Below are 12,396 nucleotides of genomic sequence, written 5' to 3'. Positions count from 1 at the left end.
ACATAGACAATAATTTTTATAAAAAACTGATAATATATAAAAGACAACATATGAATTTAACTACTAAACTGCTTTTGGGATTTGGTTTAAGTGCTGGTTTTTTAGGCTATTCGCAAGATTTAAGTAAAATAAATCCAGTATTAACCGGAGCTCCTTTTCTAAGAATTGCACCAGATGCAAGAGCTGGAGGTATGGGAGACCAAGGGGTGGTAACTTCACCGGATGCATTTTCACAATTCTGGAATGCGGCAAAATATCCTTTTAGCAGAACAAGTTCTTCCATAGGTCTTAACTATACGCCTTATATGGGGAAACTTACCAATGATGTATTTTTACTATATGGTGCATTCCATAAATTTTTAGGCCAGGAAGAAAGATCTACTATTTCAGCAAGTATCTATTATTTCAACATGGGTGAGGTAGACCTTACTCAGCTGGTAGGTTCAGAAGTAACTTCTATGGGTACATCGAAGCCTAATGAATTTTCCATTGATGTTGCTTACGGCCTGAAACTTTCTGATTCTTACTCAATGGCCGTTACCGGTAGATTCATCCGTTCAGATTTAGCCGGAGGTTTTAACACAGATACTACCCTTAAAGCTGCCAACTCTTTTGCAGTTGACGTTTCAGGATACTATACTTCTCCAAGATTTTCAAGTTTCGGAGGATATGATGGTAAAGTGAATGCAGGTTTCGCTATTCAGAACTTAGGTCCGAAATTAGACTATACAGGAAATGAAGAATCCAGATCTTATCTGCCTACGATGGCAAGATTGGGGCTTGGATACGATATGTATTTAGATGATATGAACAAAATCGGCATTAGTGTTGAAGGTTCTAAGATTTTGGTTCCGGGTTCAGAATATGTTGGAATAGATCCTAACACCAGACAGCCAAGATATGAGATTCCTAACGTAGGAGTAATGGCAGGGATCGGAAAATCTTTCAAAAATAAAAATTCTATCATGATGAGTGGTGCCCTAGAATATTCTTATGATAATGCATTTGCCGTAAGAACAGGTTACTTCCACGAAAGTGAAGAGCAGGGAGCAAGACAGTTCGCTACAGCAGGTATCGGATTAAAGTACCGTTCTTTCGGACTTGATATTTCTTACCTGATCAATATGTCAAAAATAAATACTGCTTTAGATAATACCCTTCGTTTCGGTCTTACCTGGAACATTGGTGATGAGACATCTAATGTAGATAATTAAGATATTTACTGCCCAAATACAAAAGCCTCATTTTTATGGGGCTTTTTTTTGTAAACCATTAGTTGGTCAATAGGCAATTAGCTGCGCTGTCAATTGGCTTCGCCGTGAATTTTTCTACCTTTTACAGATTCACCATTCACTTGCAAAGCAAAATTCACCATTCACACTTGAGCAACAGACAATGCAATCCCAGCACTAAATTTGTATTGGCTTTGCCGTGAATTTTTCTACCCTTTACAAATTCACTATTCACTTGCGAAGCAAAATTCACCATTCACACTTGAACAACAAATAATACAATCCCAGCATTAAATTTATATTGGGATTACCATGATTTTTCTGTCCTTCACAGATTCACTATTCACTTGCGAAGCAAAATTCACCATTCACACTTGAGCAACAAATAATACAATCCCAGCACTAAATTTGTATTAGACCCAACCACAATCCATTACCAATTGAAAAATTATTACAGAAATATAATATATAAGTTTGCAAAAGTCTCATTTTTATAAGGCATTTCTTGTTTTCAATAATTAATTTTGTAGTATGAACTATTCAGCAGAACTCAAAAAATTTGTTACCAGCCAATATGTCTATTCTGCGATCAGAATTACGCTGGCAACTGTTCTGCCTTGTTTAGTCCTCGCCCACTTCGGAATCCTGAAAGAGTACTTTTTATTTCCTCTCGGAACCAGCTTTGTAGCACTTTGCGATCAGCCCGGGCCTTTTATCAGAAGGAGAAATGCACTTACGTTTGCTATTTTTTGTTTTGTGTTCGTTGCATTTATTGCCAGCATGGTCATGAATTTTAAAGTCCTGGTCATCCTGGAAATTATTGTATTCGGCATGTTTTTCTCTCTTATCGGGGTGTACGGACAGAGGCTTGCTGCCGTCGGTTCGTTATCTCTTGTTGTACTCGCGATCTTTATTGACGGGCATCTTACGGGAGGTAATATTTTTAAAAGCCTGCTGATCTTTGCATCCGGCTGTATCTGGTTTTTGCTGATCTTCCTTGTGGTTACCACCATCCAGCCTTATAAACTGGCAGGACAGATGATCGGGGAAAATTATCTGCAGCTCGCAGAATTTTTAAAGATCAAAGCTAATTATTACCAGAAAAACCCTGATTTTGATAAACTGACCACTCAGGTCATTGCCAAGCAGGTCGGCATCAAAAACCTTCAGGAAGAAACAAGAGAAACTGTTTTCAAAACGAGAACCATCGTAAATGAATCTACCACAACCAGCCGATTGCTGATGCTGATGTTCCTTAATTCTATGGATCTTCATGAAAAACTGATGACTTCTGAAAGCGACTATCAGAAACTGCAGCAGAGTTTTGAAGACAGCATGATCCTTGTTAATATTCATGACTATCTAAACCTTCTGGCTGAAGAAATCACAAATATCGGAATCTCGCTTCAGATCGGAACAAGGGCAAAACCCATATTCGATCTGGAACATGAACTGAAAAATCTCAACGTTCATTATTTTGAGTTGCGCAATAAACAGCTGACCCCTGATAATCTGGAAAATTTTATGATCCTCCGTCAGATCCTGATGCGCATCAACGAGATCACAAAAGAGATCAATGAAATTTATAAAGTATTTTCCCAGGATGTAAAACTGGCCAAAAGTCTTTCCACAGGTTTAGATTTAAAAAAATTCATGCCTAATGAAGAGAAGCTTAACTTCAAAGTTTTAAGGAATAATGTTTCGTTTTCTTCCTCTCATTTCAGACACGCCATAAGAATTACGACAGCACTGCTTGTAGGCTATCTTTTCTCTATGTTCGATTTTCTGGGCCTGGGCCATACCTATTGGATCCTGATCACAATTACGGCGATATTGAAGCCCGCCTACTCCATTACAAAAAAGAGAAATCTTCTCCGTTTATACGGAACCATTGCAGGTGCAGTTATTGCCTATACGATTCTGCATTTTATACACTTCAATGGGCTTTTATTTACCATTCTGCTTTTGAGCATGATTATGTGTTTCAGCTTTCTGAAAGGCCGCTATTTCTGGGCCGTCCTGTTTATGACCATCTATATATTTCTGAGCTTTAACTTTTTAAATCCCGGAAATGTAAACGTGATCTTTAAGGACAGGATTCTGGATACCATTATAGCCGGAGTTATTGCTTTTGCCGTATCATATATTGTTCTTCCTGTATGGGAACATACTCAGAATCTTGATCTGATGAAAAAGTCTGCGGCAGATAATCTGATTTATTTTGAAAGTGTCATTTCGAAGTTTTTACATGGAAATTTTGATATTGAAGATTATAAAGTAAAGCGGAAAAATGCCATTATTTCGCTGGCCAACCTTTCCGACAACTTCCAGAGAATGATCTCTGAACCGAAGAACCAGCAGAAAAAGCTGGAAGTCGTGCATCAGTTTGTCGCAACATCACACCTGATCACAGCCTATACCGCTTCCCTTTCCCAATATTCTAAAAACAATGAAAAGTATCCTGAAATAGATGCCGAAAGCTGGAGCAGAAAAATCGAAGCCGAAATGCAGCAAACGTCCGTTTTATTACATGGAAACGAGATTAATGAAGCTTTAAAAATGGAGAGCCGCCTGGAACCGGAAGATTCTTCCATTGAAGATCTGATTTCGAAAAGAAAAACGGAGATAGAGGAAAATGATCTGGTTGACAAAAGAGATCCTGATAAAATTTCACATTTAACGGAGCTTAAAAACATCCACGATATTCTGGAACTGATTTACGACGTAGCCAAAGAACAGAGAAAAGTAATTGAAAAATACAGAAGCGAAGCTGATTCTACTCCTCCACAATCGTAAAGCAATAGTCATCAAAAAATTCCACTCTCGCCTTGAATTCGTCTGAAAACTGTTCATCATAAACCCTGCAGCTAATTTTATAAAGATGCTTGAGCTCAAACGGCTTAACTTCGTAATTCTTCTTCAGGGACCAATACTTGGAATGATGAATCTTGTACATGCTTTCCTTCACACTCCATATAATAGTGTAGAAAGCAGGAGCATTATCTTCAGGAATGAATCCTCTTTCATGCTCGTAGGTGAATTTATCGATAACTCTTAAAATTTTTGGATTGAACTTTTCAATATCAATGCCTATTTTATTTTTAGAAACCGCTATCGCTGCGAAAGGAAATGAATGGGTAATAGAAATTTCTGCATCTTTAGGCGACAGGAAAGGCTCCCTTTCTTTATACAATATTTTGGAGTGAGGTTTTAACCCTTTCAGGAGCTTACGGACCATGAGTACCTCCTGGAGTTTTTTCGGATGATAGTCTTTTACTTTTTCCGCATTTTCAGGTTCCAGAAGCTCGTTGATGTCAAGTTCTTCGCTTTCATCATATTTCCATACAAGGATCGTGGCATTGTCATCTGAAAAATCTCGGTAAAGGGGCATCGTTTTTTTATTCGATAAAAGTAGTGAAAAGAAGCGGAAAGAGAAAATGGAGTAAATGAAGAGGGACGGAAGATGGAAGCTTGAAGAAGGAAGTTTATATTTGTCAATAAAACAAAGGTACCTATTAAAAGTATTTTTGCCTCTTAGCTTAACAGGTATAACCTCCAGCCTCCCTCTTCCAGTTCCCCTTACCTATTTACTTAGACTGATGGTTCACATCATTTCTATGCTCAAGAATTTCAAGATTCTCATCTACAAAATACGCGCTTCCAAATCCGTTTACATAGGAACCTTTTACGGCTGCAGAGCGATAAGAATAAAATCTCCCATTTCTGAAATAACATCAACCACTTTTCCGTGAGTTTCTTTAAGCTTAGTAACAGCAGTGTTCCAGGTTTCAGAATCTCTTTCTATCCGGGATGTTGATGCTTCAATGGTGAGACGTTCACGGGCATAAATCTGTTTAGTTGCAGATTCGTCTTCAATAAACATTACTGAAGCTTTTCTGCCGTCTGCAAGGTTTTTAGTATGTTTTGCCATAAAGGATACCAGAATATACAACGTATTTCCCAACTGTACAAAAGGTGCATAGCTGGAATTAGGAGTTCCTTCCGCATCTACCGTAGCCAAAATCACACTTTTGGCACGTTCTATCAGTTCCTTTACTTTTGGAGCAACCGGCTTTGCTTTTCTGTTAGCCATTTCCTGGGTATTCGTATGATTCATAGTATAAAATTATCTGAACAAAAATAGTTATTTATATTAAGACTAAATAATATTAAATTATGTGTAATCTCATTAATATAACCCGGCCTGCCGTTTTTTTATCTTAATTATTAATCGTAATTTTGCATTTCGTTATCAACTGAATTTAAACTTATTCATTACATATGAGTACTACAACACAATACGTTCCTTACAAAGTGAAGGACATATCCCTAGCAGAATGGGGAAGAAAAGAAATTACCCTTGCCGAAGCAGAAATGCCAGGTTTGATGTCTATCCGTGAAGAATACGGACCATCTCAACCCTTAAAAGGCGCAAGAATTGCCGGATGTCTTCACATGACGATCCAGACAGCTGTGCTTATCGAGACATTGGTAGCTTTAGGAGCTGAAGTTACCTGGTCTTCTTGTAATATTTTCTCTACACAGGATCATGCTGCTGCTGCTATTGCTGCTGCAGGAATTCCCGTTTATGCCTGGAAAGGTCTGAACGAAGAGGAATTTGACTGGTGTATTGAGCAGACTTTATTCTTCGGTGAAGACAGAAAACCATTGAACATGATTTTGGACGATGGTGGAGATTTAACAAACATGGTTTTTGATAAATACCCTGAATTCACAAAAGATATCAAAGGTCTTTCTGAAGAAACCACTACAGGTGTACACAGACTTTATGAAAGAATGAAGAACGGAACTTTAGTAATGCCTGCTATCAACGTAAATGATTCTGTAACTAAATCTAAGTTCGACAACAAATACGGATGTAAAGAATCTGCAGTAGATGCTGTAAGAAGAGCTACAGACGTTATGCTTGCCGGGAAAAGAGTGGTAGTTTGCGGTTATGGAGATGTTGGTAAAGGTACTGCTGCCTCTTTCAGAGGAGCTGGTTCTATTGTTACGGTTACTGAAATTGACCCAATCTGTGCGCTTCAGGCTGCCATGGATGGTTATGAAGTAAAAAGACTGGATACAGTTGTAGACAATGCAGATATCATCATCACCACTACAGGTAACTTCAACATTGTAAGAGGAGAGCATTTCCTTAAAATGAAAGATAAAGCGATCGTTTGTAACATCGGTCACTTTGATAATGAAATCGATATGGCCTGGTTAAACAAAAACTACGGTCACACAAAATCTGAAGTTAAGCCTCAGGTAGACATCTACACATTAGAAGGCGGGAAAGAAGTAATTATTCTTGCTGAAGGTAGATTGGTAAACCTTGGTTGTGCAACAGGACACCCAAGTTTTGTAATGTCTAACTCTTTCTCTAACCAGACTTTGGCTCAGATCGAATTGTGGAACAATGCTGCTGCTTACAAAAACGAAGTGTATATGCTTCCAAAGCATTTAGATGAAAAAGTAGCTGCTTTGCACCTTAAAAAATTAAGCGTTGAACTGGAAACTCTTTCTCCGGAACAGGCTGAATATATCGGTGTAGATGTAAAAGGGCCATTCAAGCCTGAGTACTACAGATACTAAGATTTATTTCAATCCATACACAATCCCATTATTCAATATAGTGGGATTTTTTTGTTTGCTGTATTTCCAAACCTGACAAGTATTCCTTATTTTTGGAAAATAAAAAAAGAGAATGAAAAAATATTTATTTCTGGGGTTAATGGGCTCAGCGACAATTTTTACAAGCTGCAGCAGCGATGATAACGAAATTACAAATGATCCTTCAGAAAAAAAATTGTTATTGAGTAAAGTCACTACCATTTACTACGACAATCCTTCCAATCCTGAAACCACTGTATCCACATTCGAATACAACAGCCAGGGAGAGCTCATAAAAATGCTGTCCGGAGGGAGATCTTCCGTTTTCGAGTATAGCAACGGAAAACCGATAAAGATAAATTACTACACAGCCAATCAGACTTTAGAGTATTATGCTGTATTTAATTATAATGGCGATCAATTAGTTGATATCAAAGCTATCTATACGAACCCGGATTTCAACAGAAAAAGCACTTATACATATAATTCAAACGGTAAACTCGTATCTTCCACCCATTGTCAGTCAGCAGACTGCTCGAATCCAGGTACTTCCACCTACACTTATGGCGGAGACAACATTTCCGTGGAAACTTCCACCTTCGGCGGAATAATAAGCCCTACTTATAAAAGAGAATTCTCTTATGATGATAAACTAAGTCCGTTTACCAATACAAACAAGTATATGAGAATTATGATGGAAGGAGCCTATTCTTTAAGCAAAAACAATTATACAGCAGAAAAAATAAGTTACAGAAATAGTGACGGAAGCTGGACCCAAAATCAAACTAATACTTATACCATACAGTACAATAGTGCCCAGCTACCCATTCAGGTAGTCGGAAAACAGGCTAATGGAAGCAATTACGTGCAATATAATTACGAATATATTACACAGTAACGGCTACAGAAAACTTTCCATTTAGGAGAGTTTTTCTTTTTTGAAGCTATTCCCGCTATCCGCTTCTACTCCTCGCGCCGGGCTTAAGGCCTCACTGCTGTGGGGTAACCGCTTCTATCGGGGCTAATGGAATCCCAATTACTGCCGTATCCCTATTTTATCCATATTTTCTTCCATCGTGCTGTTGGCAGTTGGGCTTTGGAATGCCACCATACTTCCAAGTGAAAAAGGATTTTATGCATTTGCATTTCTCCTCGCCCTTTTCGGAGCCATCTCCGTCCAGAAAAATACACGGGACAATATGATCCAGGAATAATAAAAAAACGCTTCAAATATTGAAGCGTTTTTTTATTAAAAGCAATATAATGAGAATACAGGAATAGATTTTCCAATATTTGCAGAATTTTATTAATTTACATATATTTATTTCCAAAAAACTAATATATGATTAATAAAATTCTATTATTTATTTCAATAACATTATTATTTCAATCTATCAATGCCCAGGATGAATTTATTACAATCTGGAAGCCCAACCTCCAACCACTGAACTCCGTCACTATAGATGCTCCTGTACAGGCAGGGGTTAATGAAATATGGTTTCCCGGAATTGGTGAAAACTACACCATTACTTGGGAAGAAGTAAACTACCCCCAGCATAATGGTACAATGGTGAATGTCAATTCGAACAAACAGGTACTGATTCAGTTCGGAACTCCTCTGAACCCCATTCCTGCCAATGCCACTTATAAAGTAAAAGCAAGCAACGGAAACGGTCTTTTCAAACAGATTCAATTCAGCAGCAACATAGGCAACTCATGGACTAATTACGGAAATATTGATAAGATTATGGAAATATCTCAATGGGGAAATATCCAATGGACATCTATGAAGAGTGCATTTGCAAACTGCCCTTCCCTCCAGCTCACTGCATCCGACGCACCTGATCTTTCCCTGGTTACTGATGCATCCTATATGTTTTACAATATCAGACAGTTTGCGGGAAACCTATCAATGGGTACCTGGAATACATCGTCCATAATAAATTTTGAATATATGTTTGCCTGTCCTCCTTTTTTATCACAGGATAATTTTGATGCACCTATAGGTTCCTGGAATACTTCATCTGCCGGAAATTTCAGTTACATGTTTTACAACAACAAAAAATTTAATCAGAATCTGAATAACTGGAATACATCAAATGTTACAAATATGCAGTATATGTTCGCTGAAACACTTAATTTTAATCAGCCTTTGAACAACTGGAACACTTTGAATGTGACCAATATGACCTTCCTTTTCCATTTCAACCCCAATTTTAATCAGCCGCTCAACAATTGGAATATCTCCAACACCACTGATATTTCCCATATGTTTCATGGCTGTACCGCATTCAATCAGCCTCTTGATTCATGGAATACCAGTAAAGTGACTACTATCAATACCATGTTTACAGGAGCGGCTCATTTTAATCAAAGTCTGGAAAACTGGAATCTTCCATTTCTTACCGATGCGCACACGGTTTTTTATAATTCGGGGATTAACTGTACAAATTACAGCAAAACCCTCTCCGGATGGGCCATGAATATCAATACAGCAAATAATATTAATCTGGGCCCGCTACAGCCCCTTTCCTATTCTACGGATATTATTGATAAAAGAAATATCCTGATTGCCAAAGGCTGGATTTTCACTTATGATCTGCCTGGAGATTGCCGTGTATTATCTGTTTCAGACTCACATTTGGAAGAAAACGGATCTATCTATCCCAATCCCGTACATCATAGCATTTTTATCAGAAATATGCCGGAAATCATTTCTTATATGATTCTGGATACATCGGGCAGAATATTAATGAAAGACCATATAAAAGGGGATAGCATCAATGTAGAACCTTTACTACCGGGAAATTATATGCTGCAGCTTATTTCAAAAGAAAAAATCCGGTCTTTTAAATTTATCAGGAAATAAAACAAAAATCGCCTTATATCTTCTGATAGGGCGATTTTTTATTGGTGCATGTGCTATTAAAGATCAAAATGATTCGGGTGTATGGCTTTGATATCATCCACTGTTCCCAATACTTTATCTTTAAGGGAGTCCTGGTATTTCTGCAGATTTTCAGCGATTGCTTCATCTGCGCTTCCCAGAATTTTCACAGCTAAAATTCCAGCATTTAAGGCTCCATTCAATGCTACCGTTGCCACAGGAATTCCTCCAGGCATCTGAAGAATAGACAGTACAGAATCCCAACCGTCAATAGAATTGCTGGACAGGATTGGAACTCCAATGACGGGCAAGGTGGTGCAGCTCGCTACCATTCCCGGAAGATGTGCTGCCCCGCCGGCTCCTGCAATGATTACTTTAAGCCCTCTCTCTTTTGCCGTTTTTGCATAATCGAACATTCTTTCCGGTGTTCTGTGTGCTGAAACTACTGTCAGTTCGTATGGAATGTCGAGGCTTTTCAAAAAATTTGCAGCCTGTTCCATGATCGGCAGATCGCTCTGGCTGCCCATTATAATTCCTACCATCTTCAATTTTTTATTAGATGGTCAAAGATAAAAAAATATAACCTTTTTTTGATATACATTTTGTCCTGCCCTTTCAGATGAGAAAGGATAAGAATATTTCACTTTATCCAATCAAATAAAGAAGTTAAACTGTGTTAATTTTGACTTGTCGCTATTATTTTTTTCCAATATTTGTTTCACCAATAACATAAAATTTACTTGTAATGAAAAATTTAAAAAAGCTTAAAAAAGAAGAATTAAAAAAAGTTTTAGGAGGTATTGAAGCCTGCTCATTCCAACTTTGCTATAGAAACGGCAAATGGGTATGTGTCCCTTTTGACACATGCGGGGGATTCCAGCCTTAAAAAAACAAAGAGAGTACATTTTTAATGTGCTCTCTTTTATTCCATACCTGATCAGTTCTTCTGTATCTTCAAAAAATACAACAACTGTACCCATTCGCTTTATTTCATAACAGGTATATTTGTTTGTTATACTATAGATTCACCTTGAAAGATTACAAACTTCTTTTTGCCGTTCTCACTGTCGCCCTCGTTTGGGGAACTACATTTCTTGCTATCCGTGTTGCTGTAGAAACTATTCCTGCTTGGTTTGTAGCCGGAATCCGTCAGTTTCTGGCCGCCATGATTATGCTTCTTATTCTCCTGTATAGAAAAGAATTCAGATGGATTGGCTGGAACAAGCTGAAATACCAGCTTATATTTTCGTCATTAATGCTGATCATTGCAAACGGAATGACGACGGTAGCGGAGGAAGAGGTTACCAGCAGCCTGACATCCCTGATCAGTGCCTGCTCACCTATTCTTGTTTTTCTGGGAAGCCTGGCATTTGGGCTTCAGAAGTTCCATGCAAGGGCTTTTATCGGTATCATCATGTCTTTCAGTGGCATTGTTTTTATATTTTGGGATGGCATTCATGATCTTAAAAACCCGGATTATGCCTTAGGTATTCTGTTTCTGTTCATTGCCATTGCAGGATGGGCTTCAGGAACGATCTTTACAAAAAAAATGAATATCCAGAGTGGTAACATTTTTCTGAATCTGTTTTACCAGTTTCTGTTTGCCGGAATCGTACAGATTATTTTTGCATTTTTGTTTTCAGAAAATTATAATTTTGAGAATTGGAGCTTAAAAAGCATATCTGCAATGCTTTATCTGGCCGTTTTTGGCTCTGTTGCAGCATTCTTTGCCTTTCATTATGCTTTAACCAAAATATCACCGGTGCAGATATCAATACTTGCTTACATCAACACCCTTATTTCTATATTTTTAAGCTGGCTGATCCTTAATGAGGATATCAGCGTTAAATTTATCATTGCAGCCGTACTGATCATCCTTGGGGTATTTATCATTAATTATAATCCGCAAATGTTCAAGAAACAAAAAATAGAATAATAATAAAATTAAATGGCCGGTGCAGAATGCAGAAAATATTCCCGTCAGCTGAAAACTCAAAAGCCTGTTTTTTTTTCGCATTTAAGGGGATATGAACCGGTAAATTTTATATTTTCCTTATTTTTTCCTATATTGTTTAAACCAACACTGACAATATGCTTAAAAACACATTTTTTATCCTTCTTACCGGCTCATTTCTCCTGATCAGCTGTGATGATAAGGAAAAAGAAAAAAATCTGACAGAAAGGGAAAAACAGCTGCTCGAAAAAGAAAAAATATTTGCCCGGAAAGAATCTGAATATCAGTCTCTTTTAAAAATGAGGGATAGTATTTTTGCGAAGAAAGATTCCGTTAAGATCGCTTTATGGCCGGAAGAAATTTCAGGTCTGTGGACGGGAAAAGTCATCTGTACAGAATCTAACTGCAGTGATTATGTAGTGGGTGATCAGCGTACGGATACCTGGGAATTCGACAGCGACTCTATTCATCTGTCGGCCAAAATCATCAATAACAATAACCTGGTAAGGGTTTATTCCGGAAGGTTCGAGCATAATGAGATTAAGCTTAATTTCAGGACAGATTCCACTTCTCAAAAGAAAGTAGAAATGAACGTCCTGCTTAATGATATTTCGGATACCAAATTAAAAGGAACAAGAACTATTACTGCCGAAAACGGCTGTACAGCCAAATTTTCCGTCGAATTAGTACGTTCTACCAAATAAAAC

11 protein-coding genes and 1 pseudogene are annotated in these 12,396 nt (G+C 37.7%); 9 read left to right on the top strand and 3 right to left on the bottom strand.

Features of this window, described 5'->3' with window-relative positions; all coding sequences use genetic code 11:
- Positions 1-50 precede the first annotated feature (50 nt).
- Entirely contained in the window at positions 51-1,214 is a 1,164-nt protein-coding gene (porV, locus tag AC4IFE_RS01570) for a type IX secretion system outer membrane channel protein PorV (protein WP_490754343.1), read from the top strand.
- Between the two features lie 549 nt (positions 1,215-1,763).
- Positions 1,764-4,028 carry an FUSC family protein gene (locus AC4IFE_RS01565; RefSeq protein ID WP_490754342.1) on the top strand — a complete coding sequence of 755 codons (2,265 nt, stop codon included), beginning with the start codon at positions 1,764-1,766 and terminating at the stop codon, positions 4,026-4,028.
- On the opposite strand, the gene AC4IFE_RS01560 is transcribed toward AC4IFE_RS01565, so the two are convergent.
- Both AC4IFE_RS01560 and AC4IFE_RS01555 read right to left on the bottom strand, forming a co-directional pair.
- Positions 4,009-4,623: a 4'-phosphopantetheinyl transferase superfamily protein gene (locus AC4IFE_RS01560; RefSeq protein WP_490754340.1), complete on the bottom strand. Its 615-nt coding sequence runs from the start codon at positions 4,621-4,623 to the stop codon at positions 4,009-4,011. The genes AC4IFE_RS01565 and AC4IFE_RS01560 overlap by 20 nt on opposite strands.
- A gap of 294 nt (positions 4,624-4,917) precedes the next feature.
- Positions 4,918-5,349, bottom strand: coding sequence for a HugZ family pyridoxamine 5'-phosphate oxidase (locus tag AC4IFE_RS01555; RefSeq protein WP_490754338.1), 432 nt, complete (start codon positions 5,347-5,349; stop codon positions 4,918-4,920).
- 164 nt (positions 5,350-5,513) lie between these two features.
- Between AC4IFE_RS01555 and ahcY the strand changes: the two genes are divergently transcribed.
- The 4 genes and pseudogenes from ahcY to AC4IFE_RS01535 all read left to right on the top strand — a co-directional run bounded on the left by ahcY (position 5,514) and on the right by AC4IFE_RS01535 (position 9,717).
- Positions 5,514-6,830 carry an adenosylhomocysteinase gene (ahcY, locus tag AC4IFE_RS01550; RefSeq protein WP_490754336.1) on the top strand — a complete coding sequence of 439 codons (1,317 nt, stop codon included), beginning with the start codon at positions 5,514-5,516 and terminating at the stop codon, positions 6,828-6,830.
- 112 nt (positions 6,831-6,942) lie between these two features.
- Positions 6,943-7,746 (top strand): hypothetical protein, encoded by an 804-nt coding sequence (locus tag AC4IFE_RS01545; protein WP_490754334.1) that lies wholly within the window; start codon positions 6,943-6,945, stop codon positions 7,744-7,746.
- A gap of 169 nt (positions 7,747-7,915) precedes the next feature.
- Positions 7,916-8,062, top strand: a pseudogene (locus AC4IFE_RS01540) (YiaA/YiaB family inner membrane protein); the annotation flags it as partial.
- Between the two features lie 128 nt (positions 8,063-8,190).
- Positions 8,191-9,717, top strand: coding sequence for a BspA family leucine-rich repeat surface protein (locus AC4IFE_RS01535; protein WP_490754332.1), 1,527 nt, complete (start codon positions 8,191-8,193; stop codon positions 9,715-9,717).
- Between the two features lie 56 nt (positions 9,718-9,773).
- Here AC4IFE_RS01535 and purE read toward each other — a convergent pair whose 3' ends face one another.
- A complete protein-coding gene (purE, locus tag AC4IFE_RS01530; RefSeq protein ID WP_336378206.1) occupies positions 9,774-10,277 on the bottom strand; it encodes a 5-(carboxyamino)imidazole ribonucleotide mutase in 504 nt (167 codons plus the stop codon).
- Positions 10,278-10,480: 203 nt separating this feature from the next.
- Between purE and AC4IFE_RS01525 the strand changes: the two genes are divergently transcribed.
- From AC4IFE_RS01525 to AC4IFE_RS01515, 3 genes are all read left to right on the top strand, one after another.
- The gene (locus tag AC4IFE_RS01525; protein ID WP_490754330.1) at positions 10,481-10,621 is read left to right on the top strand and encodes a bacteriocin-like protein; all 141 of its coding nucleotides are present in this window, start codon (positions 10,481-10,483) and stop codon (positions 10,619-10,621) included.
- A 144-nt stretch (positions 10,622-10,765) separates the two neighbouring features.
- On the top strand, positions 10,766-11,671 hold the full coding sequence (locus tag AC4IFE_RS01520; protein WP_490754329.1) for a DMT family transporter: 906 nt from the start codon (positions 10,766-10,768) through the stop codon (positions 11,669-11,671).
- 155 nt (positions 11,672-11,826) lie between these two features.
- Positions 11,827-12,393 (top strand): hypothetical protein, encoded by a 567-nt coding sequence (locus AC4IFE_RS01515; RefSeq protein WP_490754327.1) that lies wholly within the window; start codon positions 11,827-11,829, stop codon positions 12,391-12,393.
- The last annotated feature ends 3 nt before the right edge of the window (positions 12,394-12,396 follow it).

This window comes from Chryseobacterium sp. UF-81, from assembly GCF_058245105.1.
This window is presented reverse-complemented; position numbering and strand designations above follow the sequence as displayed.